The sequence below is a fragment of the Streptomyces sediminimaris genome (genome assembly GCF_047049295.1).
In the GTDB taxonomy this organism is placed as follows: domain Bacteria; phylum Actinomycetota; class Actinomycetes; order Streptomycetales; family Streptomycetaceae; genus Streptomyces; species Streptomyces sediminimaris.
The window spans coordinates 2,612,438-2,638,457 of sequence record NZ_JBJWOT010000001.1; the positions used below are offsets into that span (position 1 = coordinate 2,612,438).

Consider the following 26,020-nt stretch of genomic DNA (forward strand, 5'->3'; position numbering starts at 1 on the left):
GCCTGTTCACCTGTGCTGGGCCTGTGCACCTGCGCTGTGCCTGTGCACCTGCGCGTCGGTGTGCGCCCGTGGGACGGCCGGGACTCCGTCCCACGGGCCCGGTCTCATGCCCGGGCACGGCTGGTGGGTTCCGGCTGGATGGCGTGCGCGCTGTGCTGGTCGGACCGGACCCCACCCGGTGCGGCGAAGTCCTGCGAAGGAGGGTCCTCTATCGGCACTGACAACGATCACCGGTACAGCCTTTGCGGCAGGGGCAGGCCGTACGGTTGACTCCTGCGGGCCGGGCCACGAACAGCACGTCCAGAGAGCGGGGATTTCCCTGGCCACCGCGAGCGCCTACCACGGGCCTCCTGAGCTGACCTATCACCGCGCCCTGACCGACTGGCACGTCGAGCCCGCGCTGCTGGTCCTGCTCGCGGCCGCGGCGGTCGCCTACAGCGCGGCGGTACGCGCCACCCGACGCCGCGGTCGAGCCGTACCGGTGCGCCGCCACGTCGCCCTCGCCGCCTGTCTGGCCACGGTGGCGGTCGCCACCGCCTCGTTCCTCGGCCAATACGCCGACACCTTGTTCTGGGTCCGGTCCGTGCAGCTGACCGTCTTCTTCATGATCGCGCCGCCGTTCCTGGCACTGGCCCGCCCGCTGTCCCTCGCCGCCGCCGTCCTCCCGGCCCCGGCACGGGCTCGGGGCCGCCGGGCACTGCGCAGCCGCCCCGCCCGGGCCCTTGCCCACCCGGCCAGCGGAGCACTGCTGTTCATGGGGCTGCCCTGGGCCGTGTTCTTCACCGGCTGGCTCCCGGCCATGCTCCGCGACCAGGCCGTGGACACCGCCACCGGCGTGCTGCTGTTCGCCATCGGCTTCGTCTACTACTGGAGCCGCCTCCAACTCGACCCCGTGCCCAGCCGCTTCTCCCCGGTCGTCTCCCTGTTCATCGCCTTCGCCGAGGTCCTCCTGAACGCCGTGCTGGGCCTGTGCCTGATCTACGCCGTGGGCGCGGGCATCGCCCACGGCTACTACGCGGCCCTCGGCCGCCCGTGGGGCCCGTCGCTGAGCCTGGACGAGCAGACCGGAGGCGGCGCCTACTGGGTCCTCGGCCACTTCATCGGCGTTCCCTACCTGGTCATCGTCTTCCGCCAGGCACGCCACCACGACCGCAGGGCCGCCCGGGCCATCGACGCGAGCATCGACGCCCGGACGCCCGACGGAACCGACGCCGACCACATGCGCCCCTGGTGGGAAACCGACCCGGCCGTCGCCCACCTCGGCCTCAACACCCCCGCCCGCTCCGAACACCGCACCTGACCCGCCACGGGCGTCGAGGAGAACATCGGCGCGGCCTGGATGCCGCTCTCCGGCACCGCCCGCCGACCCTCGCCCGCGCCGTCTGGGCCGGATCGGCCCAGGTACGCGGCAGCCCGGAAGAGGGCACAGGCACTGCCCGTCGTGCCGGCCGAACAGCCGGTCGTCGCGGAAACGCACCGCCTCGGGCTCGCCACGGCCGTCCCCGGCCCGGCCTGCGCCGCCCGCATCAACGCCCTGACGGATGGAAATAATCTCTGACCTGCGGAAACAACGAGCGGCAGACGAGTCGGGCTGTACGCCGGGTTCTGTCGCCCGGTCGCCTCGCGGCGGCCGGGGAGACGGCCATCCATCTAGGACCGGTGTTGCCACCGGCCTCGTGCGGTCTACCCGGGGACTCGGGCGGGCAGCCCTCCGACGTCCCCGCAGGAGCGCCCCTCTTTCAAAAGGCGCTCCCTTTTGACCTTGCTCCGGGTGGGGTTTACCTAGCTGCCCAGGTCACCCTGGGCACTGGTGGTCTCTTACACCGCCGTTTCACCCTTACCCGGTGCCGAAGCGCCGGGCGGTCTGTTTTCTGTGGCACTGTCCCGCGGGTCACCCCGGGTGGCCGTTAGCCACCACCCTGCCCTGTGGAGCCCGGACGTTCCTCGGGAAGCCCTCCGTCAAGAGGACTCCACGCGGCCGTCCGCCCGGCTCGTCTGCCGTGATGACCATGCTACCCGGCGCGTGCGGGTGGCTTTGTCCGGACCGCCGGAACCCCCGGGTCCGGCGGCCGCCGGACCCGCCGCCGTCGCCAGCACCGAACCCGCCAGGATCAGCGTGAACGCCGCCCCGATCGTCGGCGTCAGGTCCTCGCCCAGGAACAGGGCCCCCGCCGCCACCGCCACCGCCGGGTTGACGTAGGTGAAGACCGTGGCCCTCGTCGGGCCGACCTCCTTGATCAGCTCCAGGAAGGCCACGAAGGCCAGCGCCGTGCAGATCGCGCCCAGGCCGATCAGCGCCACCAGCACCGACGTCGACGGCATCTCCGCCGGGCGGCTCATCATCGCCGCCGGCGCGTAGACCAGGGCCGCCAGGGCCAGGCAGGGGGCCGTCAGCTGGAGTGTGGGGACGTTCTTCAGCCAGCGGGCCGCTATCAGCGGAGCCGTCGCGTAGCCCAGCACCGTCAGCATGACCTCGCCCAGCGACCGGGCATCGCCGCCCGTCAGGTGCGGGACCGTCAGTACTCCCACCCCCGCCAGCCCCAGCGCCAGCCCCGTCACCCTGCGTGCGCTCAGGTGTTCCACGTTGCCGAAGAAGCGGGACAGGACCAGGCCCACGATCGGCACGCCCGCGATCAGCAGGCCCGCCGTCGAGCTGGAGAGGTCGCGTTCCGCGTCCGTCAGCGTGAACCACGGGCCGATGATCTCTATGCACGCGAAGCCCAGAATCGGCAGCCAGTGCCCCCGGACCATGCGGAACAGGCCGCCCTGGCGTATCGCGAAGGGGAGCAGGAGGACCGCGCCGAGCGCGCAGCGCGTGAACACCACCACGGACGGGGACAGCGGAGCGTCCACCGCCACCTTGATCATCAGATAGGGGATGCCCCAGACCACTCCCATCAGGGAGAACAGGAACCAGCCGCGTGCAGTCATGCACACAGCCTCCGCCCGGCTACGGCCTGCCGTCTTGAACGCTGTTGCGGTACGCCGCCGGCGTCACCCCGAGCACCCGCCGGAACCAGCGCGTCAGGTGCGCCTGGTCCGCGAAGCCGACGAGTGCGGCGACCTCCGCCGGACGCCCTCCCGCTTCCAGGAGGCGGCGGGCGCGGGCCACCCGGTACTGGGCCAGCCAGGCGTACGGCGGTATGCCCATCGTCGTACGGAAGGCCCGCAGGAGCTGGTAGCGGGACAGGCCCAGGTCCGCCGCGAGCGAGGCCAGGGAGGGCGGGTTGAGTAGTTCGTCCGCCAGGCGGTCCCGTACGAGCCGTGCCGTCCGGTCCGCGCCGGGGATCAGGTCGGACGTCGGGCGGGCCGCCGAGTGGCGGCGGGCCAGGGCCGTCAGCAGCCACGGGAGGCGGGACTCCGCCTCCAGGGGGTCCGGGTTCCCGCGCAGATCCGTGTGGGTGCGGAGGATGGCGGCGGCCAGTTCCGGGTCGTCGATCAGCGGCTCGCGGAAGTGCGGGAGGCCGTCGGTGAGGGTGCCGTCGGTGAGGAGGGCGGGGTCGGCGTAGAGGGCCCGGTAGGCGTAGCCGTCGGTGGTGCTGCCGGGGCCTCCCGTGTGCATCTCACCGGGGGCGAGGACCACGATCGAGCCCGGGCCCGTGCGGATGTGGCCGCCCCGGTAGTCGATCACCTCAAAGCCGCCCACGCAGACTCCGATCGTGAACTCCTCGTGCGCGTGCGGGGCGTAGACGTGCTTGTCGAAGCGGGCGGTCAGCAGGTCGAGCGAGGGGCCGCAGCGGCCCAGCCGAGCCCTGGTCCACAGTGCCTGTTCCACCCCGCACCCCCTTCCGCCCTACGGGTGCAACACCGGACGGCTCAGAGAAAGTCCGCCGTGTCCAGGTCGAAGGCGAACGGCTCCGGGAGGCTCAGTGGTCTGCCGAAGGGGCGGGTGCAGTGCTCCCGGTAGTCGTCCTTCCCGGGGTCGCTGAACAACGTGACGGACGACGCCTCCCGGTCGACCAGCAGGTAGAGGGGGATTCCTCCGCGGGCGTAGGAGTGCCGTTTCGCCTCGCGGTCGGCCTGGGGCTTGGTGGAGGTGACCTCCAGCACCATGGTGACGCCGTCGCAGGGCATCCAGGAGTCGGCGCCCCGGTAGAGACGCAGTCTCATGGGAGCGAACATGCCGTCCGGAATCACGTGGTCCTTCGGGCAACCGTTCCCGCTCCGCAGCTTCAACCCCTTGTTCCCGGAGAACTGCATCTCGGTCCGGGAACGCCTGATCACCTGATTCACGATCAACCCGATGCAATCCTCGTGGTCCCCGTCCGGCGGCGGCGTCACGACGATCTCCCCCTCGATCAGCTCGGCCCGGAAGCCCTCCGGCGTGTCCAGGGCGAGAAAGCCCTCCAGCAGGACTTGTTCCTGCGTGAGCGGCTCGTGGGCCATGGCAGTCATGTCACGCCCCTCCTTCGGTCGCTCGCCAGACTGGGACATCGGAAGATCACCTGTCCGAGAGATCGGGAACCGTTCCCCCGATCGTGGCACACGACCAGGGCCCTCGGCAGGCGGCGCAGCGCCCGCTCGGCCCTGCCGCGGCGTCGGCCTCTCCACCGGTCCCGTGCGGATCGGGGAGGCTCGCCGTGCCCGTACGCTGGGCCGGAGCTCAAAGTGAAGGAGATCTTCCGTGCTGGTCCTGCTGCCGCCCTCCGAAGGCAAGGCGACCTCCGGCCGTGGCGCCCCGCTGAAGCTGGAGTCGCTGTCGCTGCCCGGCCTGAACCCGGCCCGTGAGGCGGTGCTCGGCGAACTGGTCGAGCTGTGCGCCGGGGACGAGGAGAAGGCGCGCGAGGTGCTCGGGCTGAGCGAGGGGCTGCGCGGCGAGGTGGCGAAGAACGCCGGGCTGCCGGTCGCCGGGACCCGGCCCGCCGGGGAGATCTACACCGGTGTCCTCTACGACGCCCTCGACCTGGCCTCGCTCGACGCCGCGGCCAAGCGGCGCGCCACGCGTTCGCTGCTCGTCTTCTCGGGGCTGTGGGGCGCCGTCCGCATCAACGACCGCATCCCCTCCTACCGCTGCTCGATGGGCGTGAAGCTGCCGGGACTCGGCGCGCTGGGCGCGCACTGGCGGGCGCCGATGGCTCAGGTGCTGCCCGAGGCCGCCGGGGACGGGCTGGTGCTGGACCTGCGCTCGTCCGCGTACGCCGCCGCCTGGAAGCCGAAGGGCGAGCCGGCCGGGCGGACGGCGAGCGTACGGGTGCTGCACGCGCCGACGCGCAAGGTCGTCAGCCACTTCAACAAGGCGACCAAGGGGCGGATCGTACGGAGCCTGCTGACGGCCGGCGCGGCGCCCGGGACGCCGGCGGAGCTGGTCGCGACGCTGCGGGAGCTCGGTTACGTGGTGGAGGTGGAGGCGCCGAAGGGGAAGGGCAGGGCGTGGCTGCTGGACGTACTGGTGGACGAGGTGCACTGACCGCCCGGACGTCACCGCTCAGGCTCGCCACTCACCGCTCGTTGCAGTATGCGCAATGGGCTTTGCGCAGGATGCTTCTCAACGGCACGATGACGTCATGACGTCGCCGCCGCCCGCCTCCTCCCTGCCCGCCTCCTCCCTATCCGCCTCCTCCCTGCCCGCCTCCTCCCTATCCGCCTCCTCCCTGCCCGCCTCCGTCCTCGGTCTCGCCCCTGTCATCCCCGTCGTCGTACTCGACGACGCCGCCGACGCCGTGCCGCTCGCCCGTGCCCTCGTCTCGGGCGGGCTGCCCGCGATCGAGGTGACGCTGCGGACGACGGCGGCCCTGGACGCCGTCCGGGCGATCGCCGGTGAGGTGCCGGAGGCGGTGGTCGGGGCGGGGACCGTGATCACGCCGGAGCAGGTGCGGGAGTCGGTGGAGGCCGGGGCGCGCTTCCTGGTCAGCCCCGGCTGGACCGACCTGCTGCTCGACGCCATGCGGGCGTCCGGGGTGCCGTACCTGCCGGGGGTGTCGACCGCCTCGGAGGTCGTGACGCTGCTGGAGCGCGGGGTGCGGGAGATGAAGTTCTTCCCGGCGCAGGCCGCGGGCGGGGCGCCGTATCTGAGGTCGCTCGCGGGACCGCTGCCGCAGGCACGTTTCTGCCCGACGGGCGGGATCGGTGCCGCCGATGCACCCGAGTACCTCGCGCTGCCCAACGTCGGTTGTGTGGGCGGGACTTGGATGATCCCCGGGGATGCCGTCGGCGCCGGGGACTGGGGACGCATCGAGGCGCTGGCGCGCGAGGCCGCCGCGCTCGGGTGAGAGGCGATGTGCCGCGGGCCCGGCCCGCGCCGGTCAGCGCAGGTGAGAGGTGTCGTTGAAGAGCCGTACGCTCGCGTTGCCGTCCGCGTAGTACGCCACCGCCGACAGGGCGGCCGCCGACAGCTCCATGCGGAACAGGGCCTCGGGCGGGGCGCCCAGGGCCAGTTGCACGAACGTCTTGATCGGGGTGACGTGCGAGACGAGCAGGACCGTGCGGCCCGGGTACGCCGCCACCAGTTTCTTCCGGGTGGCCTCGATGCGGGTCCCGGTCGCGGCGAAGCTCTCACCGCCGCCGGTGGGCTCCGCCGCCGGGTCGGCCAGCCATCTGTTCAGGTCGTCCGGGTAGCGCTCGCGCACCTCGCCGAACGTCAGGCCCTCCCAGGCGCCGAAGTCCGTTTCGCGCAGCCCTTCCTCGATGCTCACCTCGAGGCCGAGGTGGCGGGCCACGATGCCGGCGGTCTCCCGGGTGCGCGCGAGCGGCGAGGCGACGACCGCCTGGATCGTCCCGCGCCGCGCCAGCGCCGCGCCCGCCCGTTCGGCCTGCTCCCGCCCGGCACCGGAGAGGGAGGGGTCGGTGCCACCGCTGCCGGAGAACCGCTTCTGCGGGGTCAGCGGGGTCTCCCCATGCCGCAGCAGCACGAAGGTGGCGGGCGCGCCCAGGTCGGCCGGAGCCCACCCCGGGCTGCTCACACGACTCACACGGCTCACACCGCCGCTCACCCGGCTCACACCGCCGCTCACCCGGCTCACACCGCCGCTCACACCGCTCACACCGCTCACGGCCTTCGCGGCCCGCACGTCGGCCTCGTCCTCGGCCCCGTCCTCGGCGGCGGCCTCGGTGGCGGCCTCAGTGGCCGCCTCAGTGGCCGCCTCAGTGGCCGCCTCAGTGGCGGCAGCCTCCAGCTCGGCCGTCGACTCCGCCGCCGACCACTGCTGACCGCGGCCGCCCGCGTCCATCGCCTCGTTCGCCAAGCGGTCCGCGTGCTTGTTCTTCTCCCGCGGGATCCACTCGTACGTCACCCGCTCCGGCGGGAAGACCCGTGCCGCCTCCATGGCCAGCGGCTTCATGTCCGGGTGCTTGATCTTCCAGCGGCCCGACATCTGCTCGACGACCAGCTTGGAGTCCATGCGGACGTGGACGACCGCCGAGGGGTCGAGCTCGTGGGCCGCCCGCAGACCGGCGAGCAGCCCCCGGTACTCGGCGACGTTGTTCGTGGCGACGCCGATGTACTCGGCCGCCTCGACCAGGGTCTCCCCCGTCGTCGCGTCGAGCACGACGGAGCCGTAGCCCGCGGGCCCGGGGTTCCCCCGTGACCCGCCGTCCGCCTCGACGATGAACTCCCGCACGGCACAAGCCCCTTACAAAAACGCGCGCAACGAACCGAACCCGAACGAACGGAACCGGCGCCTACAGGCCCGACTCGGCCGTACGCACCAGGATGCGGCGGCAGTTCTCGCAGCGCACCACCGTGTCGGGGGCGGCCGCGCGGATCTCGTTGATGTCGGTGATCGACAGCTCCTGGCGGCAGCCCTGGCAGGTGCGCTGGTGGAGCTTGGCGGCGCCGATGCCGCCCTGCTGCTCGCGCAGCTTGTCGTAGAGCTTGAGCAGGTCCGCGGGGATGGTGCCGGCGATGACCTCGCGCTCCTTGGTCACCGTGGCCACCTCGCCGTCGATCTCCTCGAAGGCGGCGTCCCGGCGCGCGGTCGCGTCGTCGATCTTCGACTGGACGGAGGAGACCCGCTCGGTCAGCTCGCGCACCCGCTCCTGCACGGACTCGATGCGCTCCATGACCTCCAGGACGATGTCCTCGAGGTCGCCCTGCCGCTTGGCGAGGGAGGCGATCTCGCGCTGGAGGTTCTCCAGGTCCTTGGGCGAGGTGACCGCGCCGGAGTCCAGCCGCTGCTGGTCGCGGGCGGCGCGCTGGCGCACCTGGTCCACGTCCTGCTCCGCCTTGGTCTGCTCGCGGGCGGTGTCGCTCTGCTCGGTCTGCGCGGCCACGAGCAGGTCGCGCAGCTGGGTGTGGTCCTTGGTCAGCGACTCGATCTCGGCGTGCTCGGGCAGCGACCTCCGCCGGTGGGCGAGCTGCTGGAGACGGACGTCGAGTGCCTGGACGTCGAGGAGGCGGATCTGGTCGGCGGGCGCGGCGTTCAGTTGGGGGCTCCTGCAGTCGAATCAGGGGAGGCCGCATGGGCCGTCCAGGGGTCGGTGACCGTCTTGGACACGTGGACGCGGAGGTCCCATCCATGGCGGTCGGAGATTTCGTCGAGCTGGGTCGCGGCCAGCTCGCACCAGGGCCACTCGGTGGCCCAGTGCGCCGCGTCGAGCAGCGCGAGGGGGCTGTGGAGGACGGCCTCGGAGGCCGGGTGGTGGCGCAGGTCGGCGGTGAGGAAGGCGTCGACGCCTGCGGCGCGTACGTCGTCGAAGAGGCTGTCGCCGGAGCCGCCGCTGACCGCGACCGTGCGGATCGTGGCCCGCGGGTCGCCGGCCACGCGGACGCCCTGCGCGGTGGCGGGCAGCCGGGCGGCGACGTGCGCGGCGAACTCGCGCAGCGGCCGCGGGTGGTCCAGTTCGCAGACCCGGCCCAGGCCGCGGCGGCCTTCGCGGTCCGTCGGGTCCGGTACGAGGGGCCGTACGACACGGAGGTCCAGCGCGCCCGCGAGCGCGTCCGAGACGCCGGGATCGGCCGTGTCGGCGTTGGTGTGGGCGACGTGCAGCGCGATGTCGTTCTTGATCAGCGTGTGCACGACCCGGCCCTTGAAGTGCGAGGCGGCGACCGTCGTCGTACCGCGCAGATAGAGCGGGTGGTGGGTGACGAGCAGGTCGGCGCCGAGCTTCAGGGCCTCGTCGACGATCTCCTGGACCGGGTCGACGGCGAACAGGACCCGGGTGACCTGCTGGCCGGGGTCGCCCACGACCGTGCCGACCGCGTCCCAGGACTCGGCCCGCGCGGCGGGCCACAGGTTCTCCAGCGCGGCGATGACTTCAGACAGACGGGGCACGGACAAAAGGCTACCTGCCTGATCTGTGCCGCTGCACCGAAGCCCGGTTCCGCCCCCCGGCGGAGGCCCGGTCCGGCCCGTACCGGGTCGCAGGATCGTCCGGGGCGTGAGGGAAGCGCGGGCCTCCGTCAGCACACCGGCTCCCGTTTCCTCAGGCGAATCGTTCCTGGGCCACCCTTATGTGTGAAGCACACGCTCCGGCGTCCCACGCGTGTGCGTGCGAAAACTAGTTTCGTCGCCGGAGGTGACCAGACCATGACGGCCTGTGCGATCGAGCCCGAGGCTGCCCCCGAGGACGGCGCCCCGCAGCCGGGCTTCACCATCACCGCGGACGGCGCCTACGCCGCCCGCCTCGCCCTGGACGGCGGCTCCCTCTTCCCGGAGCGCTGGACACTGGACGGCCCGGAGCCGTACGCCGTGCCCCTGCCCGCGAACCAGCCCGAGGAGCCCGGCGCCGAGGTGCAGCCGATGGGCGACGGGCGGGTGCTGATCCGCCGGGCGACGGCGGGGCGGCACGTGTTCTCCCTGCTCTATCCGACCGGCCCCGGCACCGGCGAGGTCGTGATCGGCTCGGTCGAGTGCCCGGACGGGGACACCCGGCTGCGGCTGCTGCCGCCCGCGCCGGGCGGCGAGAGGGCCTACGCCCTCGCCGTGGGCCGGCGCTCCAGCGCGGTGTGGCTGGTGGCGGGCGGCGAGTTCGGGCCCGAGCACGTGGCCCAGATCCCGGGGCGCTGCTCGGGCGGGGTCTGGCTGGACCACACGGGGCGGATGCTGGCGCTGGACCGGGAGGTCGGCGGCCGCACCAAGGCGGTCGTGGTCGACCTGCGGCGGGACGGGGAGACCTCGCCGCTGCTGCAGATCGCCGACGGCAGCGACGACCGGCTGCTGCTCGCCGACCCGGACAGCGGCCTGCTGCTGATCAGCTCCGACGCGCCCTCGCCGGGCGAGGAGCGGCTCGGCTGGGGCGTGCTGGGCAGCACGCTCCCGGTGCGCTTCCCGGAGTTCCTGCGGCTGCCGGAGTGCACGGTCACGCCGTTCGCCATCCAGCCGGGTCAGGTGCTGACCCCGGAGAGCTGCGGGGTGGCGCTGCGCGTCGACGGGCCCCTGGGCAGCTGGGTCGGGCTGTGGCGCCCGGACCGGCGGCACATAGACCATCTCCCGGCGCCCGCGGGCTGGTTGACCGGCTCGGGGTGCTGGACGAGGGACGGCGTGCTCCAACTGCCCTACGCCACGGCCGAGGTGCCGTGCGGCGTCGCGCGGCTGACGGTGCCCTCGGCGGAGACGGGGAAGGCGGCGGGAACGAGGAAGACGGCTGAGGCGGCTGAGGCGGTTGAGATGGCTGAGATGGCTGAGTCGACTGAGATGGCTGAGGCAGGGGAGACGGCGGGGAAGGCGGCGGGAACGGGGGGACCAGAGAAGCCGGGAGGACGACCGGAGGGTGCGGGGAGCGCGGGGCCGGAGGGGCCGGTTCCCAGCGGTGCGGACGCCCGTGGATCGGCGGGGAGTTCGTCCTCGTCGCCCGCGCCGGGCGGGCCGACGCGACCGGGTCCTTCGGAGCCCGTCGCGCGGCGTCCCGTGCCGTTGCGGGAGGCGCCGCTGGGGCGTCTTGTAACGAAGTAGTGCCGATGGGCGTGCCCGTGTGGAATCGAACAACGGGGGAATGGTTATGCTCGCCGGGCTGTAGGAAAGATCAGTTGTTGACGGGGTGAATACGTCCGATGAGCGACATCAGCACGACGGAGCAGCTGTCCGCCGACTCCCAGGAGGACACCGGTCACGGCCGGCACCGGGGCCCGGTCTCGGCCCAGGAGAGCGAGTCCTCCCCGCACGGCCGGCACCGCAAGCCGGCCGGGGAGAGCGCCGAGGCGGCTGCCTGACGGTTGTGGAGAGGGGGGTGCCCGGTGGGGCACCCCCCTCTTCGCGCGCTCAGCCCCGCCTCAGCCCCAGCACCTCCGCCGCCGCGAACGTCTCCCCCTCCGGCCGCTCCGCGTAGTGCGGGGTCAGCAGCGCGTCGAGTTCGCCGTACGTGAAGGTCTCCTGCTTGCTGTCGAACTGCGCCCGTACGCGCGGCCGTTCGACGATCGCGACCATGCCGCCGTGCACGACGAGCAGCTGGCCGCTGACCCGGGCCGCGGCGGGCGAGGCCAGGTAGCCGACGAGCGGGGCGACGTGTTCCGGGGCGAGCGGGTCCAGGGCGTCGGCGGGCTGCCCGAACCCGGCGAAGACGTCCTCGGTCATCCGGGTGCGGGCCCGCGGGCAGATCGCGTTGGCCGTGACGCCGTACTTGGCGAGGGCGAGGGCCGTGGAGGTGGTCAGGCCGACGATTCCGCCCTTGGCGGCCGCGTAGTTGGGCTGGCCCGCCGAGCCCGCCAGGAACGCCTCGGACGACGTGTTCACGATCCGGCCGTAGACCGGCCCGCCCGCCGCTTTCGACCGCTCACGCCAGTGTGCGGCGGCGAAGTGGGTGGTGTTGAAATGCCCCTTGAGGTGGACGCGGATCACCGAGTCCCACTCGTCCTCGGTCATCGAGAAGACCATGCGGTCGCGCAGGATGCCGGCGTTGTTGACGAGGATGTCCAGCTTGCCGAACTCGGCGACCGCCAGCCCGACGAGTTCCCCGGCCTGCTGGAAGTCGGCCACGTCACCGGTGTGCGCCAGCGCCGTGCCGCCCGCGGCCCGGATCTCGGCGGCGGCCTCCGCGGCGGGAGTCGCGGAGGCCGCCCCCGAGCCGTCGCGGCCCGGTTGGCCGTAGTCGTTGACGACGACGGCCGCGCCGAGCCGGGCGAGTTCGAGCGCCTCGGCCCGGCCGAGACCTCGGCCGGCACCGGTGACGATCGCGGACAGTCCCTCGAGTGGCAGTGACACGGACACTCCCGTCAGATCCCGACGCACACGGGCAGGGTCAGATCTCGATGCAGGTGCGCAGGGCCGTGCCCGAACGCATCTGGTCCAGCGCCTCGTTGATGCCGGCGAGCGGCACCCGGTGGGTGATCAGACCCGCCAGGTCGATGCGGCCCGCCCGCCACAGGGCGATGGTGCGCTCGTAGGAGCGCAGGACGTCGCCGCCGCCGTACATCGACGGCAGGATGCGCTTCTCGTCGAAGAACAGCTCGAACATGTTGAGCTGGAGGAAGTCGTCCATGGCGCCCGCGCCGACGACGACGAGGGTGCCGCCGCGCCGGGTGTTCTCGTAGGCGGTGCGGGCGGTGGCGGACTTCCCGACGACCTCGAAGACGTAGTCGAAGCCCTCGCCGGCGGTGACCTGCTGCTTGGCGTCGGCCAGTTCGCCGGGCGGGATCGCCCTCGTGGCGCCGAACCCGAGCGCGGCCTCGCGGCGCGTGGCGACCGGGTCGACCGCGACGATCTCGGCGGCGCCCTTGAGCCGTGCGCCCTGGATCGCGGAGATGCCGACGCCGCCGCAGCCGATGACGGCGACCGACGAACCGGCCTCCACATCGGCGGTGTTGAGGGCCGCACCCAGTCCCGTCGTCACTCCGCAGCCGATGAGCGCGGCGATGTCGAAGGGCACGTCGTCGGGGATCGGCACCGCACAGCCCGCGTCGACGACGACCTCCTCGGCGAAGGTGCCGGTGCCCGCGAAGCCGAAGACGTCCTGGCCGGAGCGCTTGAAGTTGGGGGTGCCGGCGTTCATGAACCCGGCCAGGCACAGCTCGGTCTGCCCGCGCCTGCAGGCGGGACAGGCCCCGCAGGCGGGCAGCCAGCACACCACCACCCGGTCGCCGGCCCGCACGTTCCGCACTCCCTCGCCGACTTCGAGGATCTCGCCGGCGCCCTCGTGTCCGGGCACGAACGGCGCGGGCTGCGGCAGCACCCCGCTCATCGCGGACAGGTCCGAGTGGCACAGACCGGTGGCCCGCACCCGTATCCGCACCTTGCCGGGCCCGAAGCCCGTCGCCTCGACGTCGTCGAGGACCTCCAGCTTGTCCTGGCCGATCTCGTGCAGTACGGCTGCGCGCATGCTGCCGCTCCCCTCAACTGTCGTCTGTGTCAGGAGTGTTCGAGGATCGTGTCGGTGAGGACGGGTGCGTCCCGCTCGACGGTGCCGACGGCCACCCGCACCCGCCCCTCCCCCCGCCACATGCCGATGCGCAGGGTCTCGCCCGGGAAGACGACGCCCGCGAACCGGGTGGCGTAGGACCGCACCCGGCTCACGTCCCCGCCGAGCAGCGTGTCCACGACCGCCTTGAGCGTCATGCCGTAGGTGCACAGGCCGTGCAGGATGGGCCGGTCGAACCCGGCGAGCTTGGCGAAGTCGGGGTCGGCGTGCAGCGGGTTCCAGTCGCCGGAGAGGCGGTAGAGCAGGGCCTGGTCCTCGCGGACGGGGCGCTCCACGGTCCGGTCCGGGTCGCCCGCGGGCGGGTCCGGGCGGACGGACGGACCGCGTTCGCCGCCCCAGCCGCCCTCTCCCCGTACGAAGATCTGGGCGTCGTTGGTCCACAGCGGCCCGTCGGCGTCGGCGACCTCGGTGCGCATGACCAGGACGGCCGCCTTGCCCTTGTCGTACACGGCGGCGATGCGGCCGGTGGCCGTGGCCGTGCCCGCCACCGGGATCGGGCGGTGCAGGGTCAGCGCCTGGCCGCCGTGCAGCACCTTGGCGAGGTCGACCTCGACGCCCGGCACGGACAGCCCGCTGATCACGCCGGGCGAGCCGGCGCCCGCGACGGTCGCGAAGCTCGGCAGGACGTGCAGCCGGGACTCCAGGGTGTAGCGCAGCTCGTCGGGGTCGGTGGCGGGGATGCCGGCGCCGACGCCGAGGTGGTAGAGCTGGACGTCCTTGCGGTCCCAGGTGATCTCGCCGGTGTGGGGCTCGGCGGCGAGGGCCTGCGCTGCGTCGATGGGCATACGGCTCCTGTTGCTCGGGCTGCGGGCGTCCTGGCCGGGCGGTGGACGCCGGTCGCCTGCGTGCGGTGTCAAGACCCCGGCGCGGCCGTCCGCACCGTCGGCCGCACCGAGGTCGCTGCGGGCCGATCTAGAACGCGTTCCAGTCCGGCGCCCTAGGTATAACCCAGCGCCCTGCACTTGTGAAGTCTCCTGACGGTATGTCAGATGCGCTCGCGGGGCTTCGGTGGAGCGGGCCACGGCTCGGGCAGTGACATTTGTCCTGCCCGAGTCCGTACAAGCGCATCTGCCGGGCGGCACCCCCTTTCCGTAGCGTCGTGGTCATGACGAAGACGACGGGGACGACCGGGACGACGGGGACGACCGGAACGACCGGAACGACGGGGACGGGGAACGGGACCGCGGACGGGACGCCACCCGCCGTGTCCTTCACGGGGGCGGTCAAGAACTTCGGCGCCGTGCGTGCCGTGCGGGGCGTCGACCTGCGGATCGAGCCGGGCGAGACCGTGGCCCTGCTCGGCCGCAACGGCGCGGGCAAGTCGACGACGATCTCGCTGCTGCTCGGCCTGAACGAGCCCGACGAGGGCACCGTCCTGCTGTTCGGGGCGCCCCCCGGGCAGGCGGTGCGGGCCGGCCGGGTCGGCGCCATGCTCCAGGAGGGGCGCGCGGTGCCCCGGGTCACCGTGCGGGAGCTGGTCTCCTTCGTGGCCCGCCGCTACCCGGACCCGATGCCCGTCGAGCGCGCCCTGCGGCTGGCCGGGATCGCCGAGCTGGCGGGGCGGCGCGTGGACCGGCTCTCCGGCGGCCAGACGCAGCGCGTGCGGTTCGCCGTCGCGCTCGCCGGGAACCCCTCGGTGATCGTCCTGGACGAACCCACCGCCGCCCTGGACGTCGAGGCGCGGCACGCCTTCTGGACGTCGATGCGCTCCTACGCCCGCCTCGGCCACACCGTGCTGTTCTCCACCCACCACCTGGAGGAGGCCGACGCCCACGCCGACCGCATCCTCGTCATCGACCAGGGCCGGATCGTCGCCGACGGCACCGGCGACCAGCTCAAACGGGCCGTCGGCGGCAGCCTGGTCGCCTTCGACCTGGCCGGCCGCTCGACCGCGGGCCTGGAGCTGCTGCCCGGCGTACGGTCGGTGGAGGTGCGCGGGGACCGGGCGCGGCTGCGCAGCGACGACCCGGACGCGACGGTGATCGCCCTCGCGGAGCTGAACGCGATACGCGGCCTCGAGGTCGTCCCGGCCTCGCTCGACGACGCGTTCCTGGCGTTGACCTCGCCGGTGGGGGAGGCGGCGTGATGCGGCACCGACTGCTGCCCGGGCCCGCCCGGGGCTCGGCCCCGGGCCCCGTTCGGTCCGAAGGGCCTCGTCCTCAATCGCCGGACACACTCACGGATCCCCTCGGTCAAGGAGGCATCGCGATGTTCGACTACCTGCGGCTGGAGGTGCGCCGGACACTGCGCGACGTCGGTTTCGTCGTCGGCGGGGTGGCGATGCCGGTGCTGATGTACCTGCTGTTCACCAACCTCGGCGCGGACGAGGGCGGCTGGCGGACCGGCGCGATGGTCGGCATGGCCGGCTACGGCGCCGTCGGCTCCGCCCTGAACACCGGCGGCGGAGTGGCCGAGGACCGGGCCATCGGCTGGCTGCGGCAGCTGAGGGTGACCCCGATGACCCCGCGCCAGGTCGTCGTCGGCCGGACGCTGACCGGCTCGGTGACCGTGCTGCCGGCCATCCTCGCGGTGCTCGCGGCGGGCGGCCTGATCAACGGCGTACGGCTGGCCCTCTGGCAGTGGGCGGCGATCGCGGCGCTGCTGTGGCTGGGTTCGGTGCCCTTCACCCTGCTGGGCCTGGGCAACGGCTACCGGCTGACCGGGCAGACCACCGGTGTCGCGAACATGGCCTGCAACCTGGGCCTGGCGGTGCTCGGCGGCCTGTGGTTCCCGATCACCCTGTTCCCCGGCTGGCTGCGCGGCCTGTCGCGGTACACGCCCACGAACCGCTTCGCCGAGCTCGGCACCTCGGTCGCCGAGGGCCACGCCCCCGCGCTCGGGGCGGTCGCGGTGCTGACCCTCTGGTTGCTGGCCTTCGGTTCGTACGCTGTGCTGTCGTACCGACGGTCCGGCCGGACCGTCTGAACGGGGGGAGTGAGGACGTGTCCTTGATGCGAGGGGTCACCTGCCAGGTGCGCCAGTGGCGCAGGGCGCGGGCGCAGTGGCGCGCGGAGATGGAGCGCTTCCGGGCCGCGCAGAAGGAGGCCCGCAGGACCGGCGGGAAGATGCCCGAGAACCCCGGCCCCCCGCCCAGCGGCTTCGCGCTGCTGCCCTGGCTGCTGATGGGGATGGGCGCCTTCTCCAACCTCTTCCAGGGCAAGACGGCGAACCCCTGGATCGGCGCCGCAGGACTGTTCGCCTTCAACTCCCTCTACATCTACGTGACCTTCCGCGCCTTCGTGAAGGAGACGCGGGAGGCGACCGCCACCAAGGTGGCGCTGGTCCTGATGGCGCTGGTCACCGTCGGTCTCGCCCTGGGTTACGGCGGCAGCTGGCTGTACTTCTTCCCGCTGCTGGGCCTGGCCACCGGCGCGGTCCTGCGCGGCCCGTGGCTCGGCCAGATCGGTCTGGGACTGACCGCGCTCGCGGCGGCGGTCTCCGTCTTCCGGGCGGGCTGGGACGCGGTGAACGTCGCCTACGGCACCTTCCTGTCGACGATGGTGACCGCCGCGATCCTGTCGCTGTCCGAGGCCGTGCGGGAACTGCGCGAGGCCCGCGAGGAACTGGCCCGGCAGGCGGTCGAGAAGGAGCGCCTGCGCTTCTCCCGCGATCTGCACGACCTGCTCGGGCACACCATGTCGGTCATCGTGGTGAAGTCCGAGGCGGCCCGGCGGCTCGCGCCGCGGAACGTGGACGCCGCGATCGCCCAGATCACCGACATCGAGTCCGTCGGCCGGCAGGCGCTCACCGAGATCCGCGAGGCGGTCACCGGCTACCGCGAGGGCAGTCTCGCCACCGAACTGGACCGGGCGCGCTCGGCGTTGTCCGCGGCGTCGGTCGAGCCGGTGGTGGTCCGCTCGGGCACGCCCCTGGCCCCGCAGACCGAGGTGCTGCTGGGCTGGGTGGTGCGCGAGGCGGTCACCAACGTCGTACGGCACTCCGGCGCGACGCGCTGCGAGATCACCGTGCGCAGCACGTCCGAGCAGGTCCGCCTCACGGTCACCGACGACGGCACCGGGGGCGAAGGGCCGTCGGTGCCGCCGGTGCAGGGCAGCGGCGGCACCGGCCTGAAGGGCCTGACCGAGCGCCTCGCGGCGGCGGGCGGCTCCCTGCGGGCCGGCCCGTCGCCACACGGCGGTTTCACCGTCGCCGCCGAACTCCCCGGGGACGCCGGCGACCTGGCGGACGTGGCGCTGGCTACGGCGCCCAGGGCCCGCTGACCACCCAGCTCACGTCGTCCGCCCAGGAGGTAGCGCTGTCGAAGGCGTGGGAGCCGCCGTCGCTGGCGATGTAGGCGGTGTAGTCGTAGTGCCGCAGGAACCTCGTCGGGTAGTTGTACGACGCGAACGAGGTCCCCGTGCCGCTCTTGCCGGCGGTCGGGCAGAACGTCGCGTCGGATCTGAACAGCGCGGTGCCGTCCATCGGCCGCCGGTACAGCTGGTAGTTCGAGTGCCGCAGGAAGTCACCGGGGTAGTTGCGCGACTCGAAGGAGACGCAGGAGCTGTCCGCCAGGCCCCGGCGCACGATCCAGGTGGCGTCGCCCTTGTCCAGCGCCGGACTGCTCGACGTGATCGTCGACAGGACCGCGTCGTCGTTCTGGTGGCGGAGGTAGTCGCCGGTGCAGCAGGCGGTGGTGGCACGCAGCGAGATCTCCGAGCCCGGGGTGAGGGAACCGGTGGAACCGGTGGAGCCGCCGTAGCCGACGGAGACGATGTTGGACTGCACGAGGTCGTCGGCGGCGTCGGTCGGGATGCCCGAGGTCATGACGCCCTCGAAGAAGGACCCGATGGAGCCGTTGCTGTTGTCGCCGCCGGTGCCGAGGACGATCGCGCCCTCCTGGTGCATGGGCGAGTAGCCACTGGTGGTGGGTTCACCGCCGGAATAGGTCGTGGTGAGTCCGCCCGATTGCGCATTGCCGTATTTCAGCGCGAAATGGTTCTGACCGTTGTTCTTCAGCAAAGCGGTGACGAACGGCATGGCGCCGGTGCCGGTGTTCGAGGAGTTCTTGCTGTAGCCGGCGTCCGACTGGAACAGACCGTTCTCCAGATCGGCCTGCACCCAGGGGCCGCCGCCGTAGCACGGGGAGAACCAGCACTCCGTACCGAAGTTGATCGCGTCCATGTGGCCGTTGCCGGTGTCCATGTTGTTCGTCTCGGCGTTGCCGTAGTCGAAGCAGCAGCGGCCGTTGACGTGGGTGCCGGAGGTGACCATGTACATCCCCTCGGCCTGGCCGTTCACGGCGACGCCGGAGGTGGAGTTGTCCCGGTAGCCCATGCCGGCCGAGATCTCCAGGCCGTAGACCTGGTGTCCGCCGACCGTCACCGGCAGGGCGTCGGCGGGCGCGCCGACGTCGGCCGCGCCGGCGCCGCCCGCGCCCTCGACCGTCAGGTCGTTGTGGCGCGGGGACTGGTCGTAGATCTCGGTGATGATGCAGGTCGTGCCGGCGCAGAAGGAGTCCTGGGCGGCCGCGTCGGCGTATCCGCCGACGACCGAGAGACCGATGTTCCTGGTGGCGCCGTCGGAGGCCCGCCGCACCTGGTAGAGGGAGCCGCCGTAGGAGGAGTAGAGCGCCCTGACGAGGCTGTGCGCGGCGACGCAGGGGGTGCCCGCGGCGGCGTAGACGTCGCAGGGCAGGGAGCCCGCGGCCTGGGCGGGCTGCGGGACGCCGACGGCGAGCGCGAGCACGGTGACGAGTGCCGAGAACACGGCCAGGGCCGTGGTTCTGAGCCTGGTGGACACGGTGGACCTCCTTCACGTCCGACATGCCGAACATTGTTCGGCCGAAATGCCGAACCAATTCTCTCGATCGAAATGCCGAACAATTGCGGGTGGGGGCAGAGGCACAGAAATTGCAGAGGTGAACTCCCAATGCAGAGGCGATTGTTGGGGTGATTCCGGGGGGCCGTCAAGACGTACGGAACGGAACGGTGACAATTCTTTGGGCGAGCGGCGGGCCGGGGCACTGCCCACGTCCCGGCCCGGAGCCGGCCCTACTCTGGTGCCGTGAACGAGATGCCCCGGGATCACCGGCCGTCGACGTCCGTGCGGGTCCTGCTCGCCGAGGACCAGGGAATGATGCGGGGCGCACTCGCCCTCCTGCTCGGCATGGAGGACGACCTGGAGGTCGTCGCCCAGGTCGCGACGGGCGACGCGATCGTGGACGCCGCGCTGGCGCACCGGCCGGACGTGGCCCTGCTCGACATCGAACTGCCCGGCATGAGCGGCCTGGACGCGGCGGCCGCACTGCGCCGGCAGGTCCCGGACTGCCGGGTGCTGATCCTGACCACCTTCGGCCGGCCCGGCTACCTGCGCCGCGCCATGGAGGCCGGGGCCGCCGGCTTCCTCGTCAAGGACGGTCCCGTGGAGGACCTGGCCGCCGCGATCCGCCGCGTCCTGAGCGGCGAGACCGTCATCGACCCCGCCCTCGCCGCCGCCGCGCTCAGCGCCGGCCCGAACCCGCTGACGGCCCGCGAGTGCGAGGTGCTCAAGGCGTCGGTGGACGGAGCGACGGTCTCCGACATCGCCACGAAGCTGCACCTGTCGGAGTCGACGGTGCGCAACTACCTGTCATCGGCCATCGGCAAGACGGGGACGCGGAACCGGATGGAGGCGATGCGGGAGGCCCGGCAGCAGGGCTGGCTCTGATCCCTCCGCCGGCCCCGGCGGCGGACCGGCCCCGGCGGACCGCCGAGGAGGCGCTCCTTGGCTGCCGGAGCCCGGCTCCGCACATCGGCGCGCGGCTTCCCCGTCCCGCCGGAGCGAGGAGAGGCCGGCCTCCGTCACCGCCCGGACGGCCTGCGCGGCAGCCAGGCCAGCATCAGCACGACGCCCGCCAGCAGCACCACCGCGCCGACCCGGAACGCCAGCGCGTACCCCGCGGTCAGTGCCGCCGGCGCGCCGCTGCCGCCCGTGCGTGCCGCGGCGATCGTCGACAGGACCGCGAGGCCGAGTGAACCGCCCATGGTGCGGGAGGTGTTGATCAGGCCGGAGACCAGTCCGGCCTCCCCGGGCGCGGCCCCCGACGTGGCCAGGGCGGCGAGCGGGGTCGCCATCAGGCCGGCGCCGAGCATCATCAGGATGCCGGGGAACATGATCTCCGTGAGGTACGCGCCCCGCGGCGTCATCGCCGACTGCCAGCCGAAGCCCGCGGCCGCCACGACGGCGCCGAGCACGGCCACGTTGCGGGCGCCGAGCAGCGGCATGAAGCGGGGCGCCGACTTGGAGCCGAGGAGGACCGCCAGGGAGCTCGGCACCAGCGCGAGGCCGGCCTGGAGCGGGGAGTAGCCGAGCACGTTCTGCGCGTACAGCGTCATGAAGTACCACATGCAGAACATCGCCGACCCGCTGAGGAACATCGCCGCGTTCGCCGACGACACCGACCGCACGCGCAGCAGCCCGAGCGGCATCAGCGGCGCCGCCGTACGCGCTTCGACGAGCAGGAACAGCGCGGTCAGCGCCACTCCGGCGGCCAGCGGAAGCAGCGTCGCCGCCGCGGTCCAGCCTTCCGCCCCGGTCTGGGAGATCCCGTACGCGAGTGTCGCGAGCCCCGCCGTCACCAGCACCGCGCCCGGCAGGTCCAGCCGCCGCCCGCCGCGGTTGCGGCTCTCCGCCAGCCAGCGCGTCGAGCCGGCCAGCACCACCGCCCCGATGGGCACGTTGATCAGCAGCACCCAGCGCCACGACAGCCCGTCCACCAGCGCCCCGCCGACCAGACCGCCCGCCGCCCCGCCGCCCGCGCCGACCGCCGTCCACGTCGCTATCGCCCGTGCCCGCGCCGCGCCCTCGGGCACGGCGGAGGTGAGGATGGTGAGCGTCGACGGCGCGAGCACCGCGGCGCCGAGCCCCTGCACGGCCCGCGCCACCAGCAGCTGGCCGCCCTCCTGGGCCAGCCCGCCGCCCAGCGAGGCCAGCGTGAACAGGGCGAGCCCCACCAGGAACATCCGCTTGCGCCCGTACAGGTCGCCGGCCCGCCCGCCGAGCAGCATGAACCCGGCGAAGGCGATCGCGTAGGCGTTCACCACCCACTGCAGCCCCTGCGCGCTCAGTCCCAGGTCCGTCCGCATCGACGGCAGCGCCACATTGACGACCGAGACGTCGAGCACGACCAGGAACTGCCCGGCACAGGCCAGCGCCACGACCAGCCACATGGGCGGCGTGGGGCGGCGGGTGACCGGGACGACATCGGTGGCTTCGAGCATGCCTGTCATGCTCTCAGCCCGGTTACGGTCCTTGCATCGGGATTTCGCCCGACAGCGCCGTGGGCCGCGAGACCTAGGCCGGCGGCGCCCCGAGGGGGCCCGGGGAACCGCGCGACCGGCCACGGCGCACCGGCACACGGGCACGCGCGAAGACCCGCCGCGACGGCCGGGCGGGCTCAGCCGAGCCCGGCGCGGGACGCCCGCAGCAGCGTCACCACCGCCGCCCCGCCCAGCCCGATGTTGTGCGCCAGCCCGACCCGGGCGTCCGGCACCTGCCGCTCCCCCGCCTCGCCCCGCAGCTGCCACACCAGCTCGGCGACCTGGGCGATCCCGGTCGCCCCCAGCGGGTGCCCCTTGGAGATCAGGCCGCCGGAGGGGTTGACCACCCACCGCCCCCCGTACGTCGTCGCCCCCGACTCCACGAGCTCCCCGGACTCCCCCGCCGCGCACATCCCCAGCGCCTCGTAGGTCAGCAGTTCGTTGACCGAGAAGCAGTCGTGCAGCTCCACGACGTCCACGTCCTCGATCCCGAGCCCGGCGCGCTCGTAGACCCGCCGGGCCGCCTCCCGCGACATCGGCTGTCCCACGACGTCGACACAGGAGCCGGAGGCGAAGGACTCCTCGGTGTCCGTGGTCATCGCCTGCGCGACGATCTCCACCGCGCCGGCCGGCCCCCGCCGCTCGGCGAACCGCTCCGAGACCACCACCGCGGCCGCCGCCCCGTCCGAGGTCGGCGAGCACTGCAGCCTGGTCAGCGGCCGGTGGACGGCGGGGGCCGCGAGGACCTCGTCCACCTCGTACACGTCCCGGAACTGCGCGTACGGGTTGTGCGCGGAGTGCCGGTGGTTCTTCGCGGCGACGGCGGCGAGCTGCGCCTCGGTCGTGCCGTGCTTCTCCATGTGCTCGCGGGCCGCGGCGCCGAAGATCTGCGCGGTGGGCGGGGTCATCTCGAAGCCGTGCCGGGCGGCCATGATCCCGTAGTGCCGGGCTACCGGCGAGGCCGAGAAGTCGCCCCCGTCGGCCCCGCCGCCCAGCGCGCCCTTCCGCATCTTCTCGAAGCCCAGCGCCAGCACGCAGTCGGCCGCCCCGCCCTCGACGAGCTGCCGCGCCAGCATCAGGGCGGTCGCACCGGTCGCGCAGTTGTTGTTGACGTTGTAGACGGGGACGCCGGTCAGACCGAGTTCGTAGGCGGCGCGCTGTCCGGCGGTCGAGGGCTGGAAGCAGTAGCCGGCTGCAACCTGTTCCACGTCCTCGTAGGAGATCCCCGCGTCGGCCAGGGCGGCGCCGCCGGCCTCCCGGACCATGTCCCAGTACTGCCACGCACGCGTCTCGGGCTTCTCGAACCGGGTCATGCCGACACCGGCGACGTAGGCCTTCATGGCGCGCAGACTAGAACACGTTTCATTTACCGACCAGACCTGACGGCATGTCAGTTACCCAACACGAGGTCAAGAATTGATTAGAGACCCGAAGCAACGGAATAGTTGCCTGTGCATACGAGGTTTACCCAGCACTTATCCAACGGGAGGCCTCACGCAATGACACACACGACGACCGAAGAGCCCACCCGGAGAGCGAGCGGGAGCGTCGTCCCCGTGCTCGCCTTCGCGGGCATCGTTGTCGCGGTGATGCAGACCCTGCTCGTCCCGGTCATCAAGGACCTGCCGCAGCTGCTGGACACCGCGCCCAGCAACGCCACCTGGGTCCTGACCTCGACCCTGCTGTCGGGCGCCGTGGCCACCCCGATCATGGGACGGCTCGGCGACCTGTACGGCAAGCGGCGCATGCTGGTCCTCAGCCTCGCCGTGATGGTGGTCGGCGCCCTGATCAGCGCGCTCACCAGCGACCTGCTCACGATGATCGCCGGCCGCACCCTGCAGGGCTTCGCGATGGGCGCGATACCGCTCGGCATCGGCCTGATCCGCGACATGCTGCCCCGCGAGAAGCTCGGCTCGGCCATGGCCCTGATGAGCTCCTCCATCGGCGTCGGCGGCGGACTCGCCCTGCCGCTCGCGGCCCTGGTCGCCCAGCACGCCGACTGGCACGCCCTCTTCTACGGCGCCGCGGGCCTCGGCGTCCTCTCCATCCTGCTCACCCTCACCGTCGTACCGGAGTCCCCGATGCGCGCCGAGGGCACCTTCGACCTCCTGGGCGCGCTCGGCCTCTCCGCCGGCCTCGTCCTGTTCCTGCTGCCCATCACCAAGGGCAGCGACTGGGGCTGGACCTCGGGCACCACCCTCGGCCTGTTCGGCGCCTCGGCCGTGGTGCTGCTCCTGTGGGGCGTGATGGAACTGCGCAAGGCGGCGCCGCTGGTCGACCTGCGCACCACGGCCCGCCCGGCGGTCCTCTTCACCAATCTGGCCTCGATCATGGTCGGTGTCTCCTTCTACGTCGTCTCGCTCGTCCTTCCCCAGCTGCTCCAGCTGCCGAAGGCCACCGGCTACGGCCTCGGCCAGTCGATGGTCGCCGCCGGCCTGCTGGTCGCCCCGCTCGGGCTGACGATGATGTTCACGGCGCCGGTCTACGCCCGGCTGTCCGCGAAGTACGGCCCGAAGGCCACCCTCATCCTCGGCATGCTGATCATCGGCATCGGCTACGGCGCCGGACTCGGCCTGATGAGCGCGCCCTGGCAGAGCGCCCTCATCGCGGTGATCCTCGGCGCGGGCATCGGCCTCGCCTACTCCTCGCTGCCCGCGCTGATCGTCGGCGCGGTGCCGGCCTCGGAGACGGGCGCGGCGAACGGTCTCAACACCCTGATGCGGTCGATCGGCACGTCGGTCTCCAGCGCCGTCATCGGCATGGTGCTGGCGAACACCGCGCAGGACGCGGGCGGCGTCGCGATCCCGACCATGCACGGCTTCCGCGTCTCCTTCCTGATCGCGACCGCCGCGGTCGCGGTGGGCCTGCTGATGGCCGTGTTCCTGCCCGGCCCGAACCGTGCGCCGCGGTTGCGGGCGAGCAGCGAGGAGGAGGCCGGTATCGCCCGCGCCGAGGAGGCGCTGCGGGGCTTCCGGGGGCGGGTGCTCGGCGCCGACGGCGCTCCCGTCGCCCGGGCCAAGGTCACGCTGATCGACCGGCGCGGACGGCAGGCGGGGGCGACCGTCTCCGCGGAGGACGGCAGCTACGCACTGGCCGTACCGGCCGAGGGGGCGTACGTGCTGGCCGCACGGGCCGCGGGGCACGGGCCGTCGGCTTCCGCCGCGACGCACTCCGGGGCGGAGCGGGCGGAGGGCCTGGATCTCTCGTTGCCCGGGGAGTCGGTGACGGCGTAGCACGCCGTGCGGGGCCGCGGCTCGGCGTTCGGCGGGGCCGGGGGCCGACGCGCGCGGGGCCGCGGGGGTCGCGGGGCCGCGGCTCGCCGTTCGGCGGGACCGCGGGCCGGGGGCGCGCGGGACCGCGGGCCGGGGGCGCGCGGGACCGCGGGCCGGGGGCGCGCGGGACCGCGGGCCGGGGGCGCGCGGGACCGCGGGCCGGGGGCGCGCGGTCCCGCGGGCCGGGGGCGCGCGGGGCCGGGGGCGCGCGGGGACTGCAGGGCCGCAGGACCGCAGGACCGCAGGACCGCAGGACCGCAGGACCGCAGGACCGCAGGACCGCAGGACCGCAGGACCGCAGGCAGGATCGCACGGCCGCAGGACCGCACAGCCGCAGGACCGCAGGTCTGCAGGACCGCAGAACCACACGGCCGCAGGACCACACGACCGCAGGACCACGCGGCTGCGGCCCCGCAGGGCCACGGTGGCCGGTCACCGGGTTCCCCGCGCCGGTCAGGGCGGCGGCCACCCGTCGGCGCACCCCCTGTCGGGGCCCGGCGAGGGGTGCGGCAGCATGGGGCCGCAGACCTGCCCACGACCGGAAGGACCGACGCCCATGGCCGCGGCCGCACCCAAGCCCGAGATCCTCGCCGCGTTCGAGGCGGCGAAGGGCTTCATGCCCCTGGCGGAAGGGCTGGCAGTGTACGACGCGGCCGTCGAGGCCGGGCGGCTCGGACTGCCGCTGCTGGAGGTCGGCACCTACTGCGGCCGCTCCACGATCCTGCTCGCCGGCGCGGCCCGTGAGGCCGGGGTCGTGGCACTGACCGTCGACCACCACCGCGGCAGCGAGGAGCAGCAGCCGGGGTGGGACTTCCACGACCCGCAGACGGTGGACCCCGAGATCGGTCTGATGGACACGCTGCCCACCTTCCGGCGGACCCTGCACCGGGCCGGGCTGGAGGAGCACGTGGTCGCGCTCGTCGGGCGTTCGCCGCGGGTGGCGTCGGTCTGGGGCTCCCCGCTGGGGCTGGTCTTCATCGACGGCGGCCACACCGACGAGCACGCCACCGCCGACTACGAGGGCTGGGCCCCGCACCTCGCCGAGGGCGGCCTGCTCCTCGTCCACGACGTCTTCCCCGACCCCCGGGACGAGTTCACCGGCCAGGCCCCGTACCGCGTCTACCTCCGGGCCCTTGCGTCCGGTGCCTTCACAGAGGTCTCGGTGACCGACTCGCTGCGCGTCCTGCGGCGAACGGGCGCGGGGATCTGAGGGCCCGGTTAGAG

At 73.0% G+C, this 26,020-nt stretch carries 22 protein-coding genes, 1 other RNA gene and 1 pseudogene; 11 read left to right on the forward strand and 13 right to left on the reverse strand.

Annotated features, from left to right (window positions below; translation table 11 throughout):
* Positions 1 to 178: 178 nt before the first annotated feature.
* Positions 179 to 1,300 (forward strand): cytochrome c oxidase assembly protein, encoded by a 1,122-nt coding sequence (locus ACJ9NR_RS12225; protein WP_412487568.1) that lies wholly within the window; start codon positions 179 to 181, stop codon positions 1,298 to 1,300.
* 278 nt (positions 1,301 to 1,578) lie between these two features.
* Here the strand turns inward: ACJ9NR_RS12225 and rnpB are convergent.
* The 4 genes and pseudogenes from rnpB to ACJ9NR_RS12245 form a co-directional block, all read right to left on the reverse strand.
* An RNA gene (gene rnpB / locus ACJ9NR_RS12230) (RNase P RNA component class A) lies at positions 1,579 to 1,994 on the reverse strand.
* A gap of 154 nt (positions 1,995 to 2,148) precedes the next feature.
* Positions 2,149 to 2,931, reverse strand: a pseudogene (locus tag ACJ9NR_RS12235) (DMT family transporter); the annotation flags it as partial.
* 19 nt (positions 2,932 to 2,950) lie between these two features.
* Complete coding sequence (locus ACJ9NR_RS12240; protein WP_412487569.1) at positions 2,951 to 3,775, reverse strand: helix-turn-helix domain-containing protein; 825 nt, start codon at positions 3,773 to 3,775, stop codon at positions 2,951 to 2,953.
* A gap of 41 nt (positions 3,776 to 3,816) precedes the next feature.
* Positions 3,817 to 4,395, reverse strand: a complete 579-nt coding sequence (locus ACJ9NR_RS12245; RefSeq protein ID WP_412487570.1) for a Uma2 family endonuclease — start codon at positions 4,393 to 4,395, stop codon at positions 3,817 to 3,819.
* Positions 4,396 to 4,624: 229 nt separating this feature from the next.
* Between ACJ9NR_RS12245 and yaaA the strand changes: the two genes are divergently transcribed.
* Both yaaA and eda read left to right on the forward strand, forming a co-directional pair.
* Positions 4,625 to 5,407: a peroxide stress protein YaaA gene (yaaA, locus tag ACJ9NR_RS12250; protein WP_412487571.1), complete on the forward strand. Its 783-nt coding sequence runs from the start codon at positions 4,625 to 4,627 to the stop codon at positions 5,405 to 5,407.
* A 97-nt stretch (positions 5,408 to 5,504) separates the two neighbouring features.
* Positions 5,505 to 6,209: a bifunctional 4-hydroxy-2-oxoglutarate aldolase/2-dehydro-3-deoxy-phosphogluconate aldolase gene (gene eda, locus ACJ9NR_RS12255; RefSeq protein ID WP_412487572.1), complete on the forward strand. Its 705-nt coding sequence runs from the start codon at positions 5,505 to 5,507 to the stop codon at positions 6,207 to 6,209.
* Between the two features lie 33 nt (positions 6,210 to 6,242).
* Here eda and ACJ9NR_RS12260 read toward each other — a convergent pair whose 3' ends face one another.
* The 3 genes from ACJ9NR_RS12260 to ACJ9NR_RS12270 form a co-directional block, all read right to left on the reverse strand.
* Positions 6,243 to 7,556, reverse strand: coding sequence for a bifunctional RNase H/acid phosphatase (locus ACJ9NR_RS12260; RefSeq protein ID WP_412487573.1), 1,314 nt, complete (start codon positions 7,554 to 7,556; stop codon positions 6,243 to 6,245).
* Between the two features lie 61 nt (positions 7,557 to 7,617).
* Entirely contained in the window at positions 7,618 to 8,361 is a 744-nt protein-coding gene (locus ACJ9NR_RS12265) for a zinc ribbon domain-containing protein (RefSeq protein ID WP_412488811.1), read from the reverse strand.
* A complete protein-coding gene (locus ACJ9NR_RS12270) occupies positions 8,358 to 9,209 on the reverse strand; it encodes a Nif3-like dinuclear metal center hexameric protein (RefSeq protein ID WP_412487574.1) in 852 nt (283 codons plus the stop codon). Before ACJ9NR_RS12270 ends, ACJ9NR_RS12265 begins: the two co-directional genes overlap by 4 nt.
* Before the next feature lie 255 nt (positions 9,210 to 9,464).
* Between ACJ9NR_RS12270 and ACJ9NR_RS12275 the strand changes: the two genes are divergently transcribed.
* On the forward strand, positions 9,465 to 10,829 hold the full coding sequence (locus tag ACJ9NR_RS12275) for a hypothetical protein (RefSeq protein WP_412487575.1): 1,365 nt from the start codon (positions 9,465 to 9,467) through the stop codon (positions 10,827 to 10,829).
* Positions 10,830 to 10,927: 98 nt separating this feature from the next.
* A complete protein-coding gene (locus ACJ9NR_RS12280; RefSeq protein ID WP_412487576.1) occupies positions 10,928 to 11,086 on the forward strand; it encodes a hypothetical protein in 159 nt (52 codons plus the stop codon).
* A gap of 49 nt (positions 11,087 to 11,135) precedes the next feature.
* On the opposite strand, the gene ACJ9NR_RS12285 is transcribed toward ACJ9NR_RS12280, so the two are convergent.
* The 3 genes from ACJ9NR_RS12285 to ACJ9NR_RS12295 are packed head-to-tail and all read right to left on the reverse strand — an operon-like array spanning position 11,136 to position 14,072.
* Positions 11,136 to 12,074 (reverse strand): 3-oxoacyl-ACP reductase, encoded by a 939-nt coding sequence (locus ACJ9NR_RS12285; RefSeq protein WP_412487577.1) that lies wholly within the window; start codon positions 12,072 to 12,074, stop codon positions 11,136 to 11,138.
* Positions 12,075 to 12,111: 37 nt separating this feature from the next.
* Positions 12,112 to 13,188 (reverse strand): Zn-dependent alcohol dehydrogenase, encoded by a 1,077-nt coding sequence (locus ACJ9NR_RS12290; protein WP_412487578.1) that lies wholly within the window; start codon positions 13,186 to 13,188, stop codon positions 12,112 to 12,114.
* 29 nt (positions 13,189 to 13,217) lie between these two features.
* Positions 13,218 to 14,072, reverse strand: a complete 855-nt coding sequence (locus tag ACJ9NR_RS12295; RefSeq protein ID WP_412487579.1) for a MaoC/PaaZ C-terminal domain-containing protein — start codon at positions 14,070 to 14,072, stop codon at positions 13,218 to 13,220.
* A gap of 419 nt (positions 14,073 to 14,491) precedes the next feature.
* Here ACJ9NR_RS12295 and ACJ9NR_RS12300 point away from each other — a divergent pair, with 419 nt between their 5' ends.
* The 3 genes from ACJ9NR_RS12300 (at position 14,492) to ACJ9NR_RS12310 (ending at position 17,507) form a co-directional block, all read left to right on the forward strand.
* Positions 14,492 to 15,373 carry an ABC transporter ATP-binding protein gene (locus tag ACJ9NR_RS12300; protein ID WP_412488812.1) on the forward strand — a complete coding sequence of 294 codons (882 nt, stop codon included), beginning with the start codon at positions 14,492 to 14,494 and terminating at the stop codon, positions 15,371 to 15,373.
* A 122-nt stretch (positions 15,374 to 15,495) separates the two neighbouring features.
* Positions 15,496 to 16,212, forward strand: coding sequence for an ABC transporter permease (locus ACJ9NR_RS12305; protein ID WP_412487580.1), 717 nt, complete (start codon positions 15,496 to 15,498; stop codon positions 16,210 to 16,212).
* A 26-nt stretch (positions 16,213 to 16,238) separates the two neighbouring features.
* A complete protein-coding gene (locus tag ACJ9NR_RS12310) occupies positions 16,239 to 17,507 on the forward strand; it encodes a sensor histidine kinase (RefSeq protein WP_412488813.1) in 1,269 nt (422 codons plus the stop codon).
* Here the strand turns inward: ACJ9NR_RS12310 and ACJ9NR_RS12315 are convergent.
* On the reverse strand, positions 17,485 to 19,026 hold the full coding sequence (locus ACJ9NR_RS12315; RefSeq protein WP_412487581.1) for an alpha-L-arabinofuranosidase B: 1,542 nt from the start codon (positions 19,024 to 19,026) through the stop codon (positions 17,485 to 17,487). The two genes, ACJ9NR_RS12310 and ACJ9NR_RS12315, sit on opposite strands and share 23 nt — an antisense overlap.
* A gap of 273 nt (positions 19,027 to 19,299) precedes the next feature.
* Here ACJ9NR_RS12315 and ACJ9NR_RS12320 point away from each other — a divergent pair, with 273 nt between their 5' ends.
* Positions 19,300 to 19,932 carry a response regulator gene (locus tag ACJ9NR_RS12320; protein ID WP_412488814.1) on the forward strand — a complete coding sequence of 211 codons (633 nt, stop codon included), beginning with the start codon at positions 19,300 to 19,302 and terminating at the stop codon, positions 19,930 to 19,932.
* A 134-nt stretch (positions 19,933 to 20,066) separates the two neighbouring features.
* On the opposite strand, the gene ACJ9NR_RS12325 is transcribed toward ACJ9NR_RS12320, so the two are convergent.
* Both ACJ9NR_RS12325 and ACJ9NR_RS12330 read right to left on the reverse strand, forming a co-directional pair.
* Positions 20,067 to 21,485 (reverse strand): MFS transporter, encoded by a 1,419-nt coding sequence (locus ACJ9NR_RS12325; protein WP_412487582.1) that lies wholly within the window; start codon positions 21,483 to 21,485, stop codon positions 20,067 to 20,069.
* Between the two features lie 176 nt (positions 21,486 to 21,661).
* Positions 21,662 to 22,864 (reverse strand): thiolase C-terminal domain-containing protein, encoded by a 1,203-nt coding sequence (locus ACJ9NR_RS12330; RefSeq protein WP_412487583.1) that lies wholly within the window; start codon positions 22,862 to 22,864, stop codon positions 21,662 to 21,664.
* A 159-nt stretch (positions 22,865 to 23,023) separates the two neighbouring features.
* Here ACJ9NR_RS12330 and ACJ9NR_RS12335 point away from each other — a divergent pair, with 159 nt between their 5' ends.
* Positions 23,024 to 24,757 carry an MFS transporter gene (locus tag ACJ9NR_RS12335; RefSeq protein ID WP_412487584.1) on the forward strand — a complete coding sequence of 578 codons (1,734 nt, stop codon included), beginning with the start codon at positions 23,024 to 23,026 and terminating at the stop codon, positions 24,755 to 24,757.
* A gap of 595 nt (positions 24,758 to 25,352) precedes the next feature.
* Positions 25,353 to 26,006 carry a class I SAM-dependent methyltransferase gene (locus ACJ9NR_RS12340; protein ID WP_412487585.1) on the forward strand — a complete coding sequence of 218 codons (654 nt, stop codon included), beginning with the start codon at positions 25,353 to 25,355 and terminating at the stop codon, positions 26,004 to 26,006.
* Positions 26,007 to 26,020: the final 14 nt, after the last annotated feature.

Coding starts and splice junctions, on each gene's coding strand:
- ACJ9NR_RS12340 (WP_412487585.1), top strand. CDS start 25,353: ATGGCCGCGGCCGCACCCAAGCCCGAGATCCTCGCCGCGTTCGAGGCG.
- ACJ9NR_RS12295 (WP_412487579.1), bottom strand. CDS start 14,072: ATGCCCATCGACGCAGCGCAGGCCCTCGCCGCCGAGCCCCACACCGGC.
- ACJ9NR_RS12280 (WP_412487576.1), top strand. CDS start 10,928: ATGAGCGACATCAGCACGACGGAGCAGCTGTCCGCCGACTCCCAGGAG.
- ACJ9NR_RS12320 (WP_412488814.1), top strand. CDS start 19,300: ATGCCCCGGGATCACCGGCCGTCGACGTCCGTGCGGGTCCTGCTCGCC.
- ACJ9NR_RS12330 (WP_412487583.1), bottom strand. CDS start 22,864: ATGAAGGCCTACGTCGCCGGTGTCGGCATGACCCGGTTCGAGAAGCCC.
- ACJ9NR_RS12245 (WP_412487570.1), bottom strand. CDS start 4,395: ATGACTGCCATGGCCCACGAGCCGCTCACGCAGGAACAAGTCCTGCTG.
- ACJ9NR_RS12325 (WP_412487582.1), bottom strand. CDS start 21,485: ATGCTCGAAGCCACCGATGTCGTCCCGGTCACCCGCCGCCCCACGCCG.
- ACJ9NR_RS12290 (WP_412487578.1), bottom strand. CDS start 13,188: ATGCGCGCAGCCGTACTGCACGAGATCGGCCAGGACAAGCTGGAGGTC.
- ACJ9NR_RS12335 (WP_412487584.1), top strand. CDS start 23,024: ATGACACACACGACGACCGAAGAGCCCACCCGGAGAGCGAGCGGGAGC.
- ACJ9NR_RS12305 (WP_412487580.1), top strand. CDS start 15,496: ATGTTCGACTACCTGCGGCTGGAGGTGCGCCGGACACTGCGCGACGTC.
- eda (WP_412487572.1), top strand. CDS start 5,505: ATGACGTCGCCGCCGCCCGCCTCCTCCCTGCCCGCCTCCTCCCTATCC.
- ACJ9NR_RS12310 (WP_412488813.1), top strand. CDS start 16,239: ATGCGAGGGGTCACCTGCCAGGTGCGCCAGTGGCGCAGGGCGCGGGCG.
- ACJ9NR_RS12275 (WP_412487575.1), top strand. CDS start 9,465: ATGACGGCCTGTGCGATCGAGCCCGAGGCTGCCCCCGAGGACGGCGCC.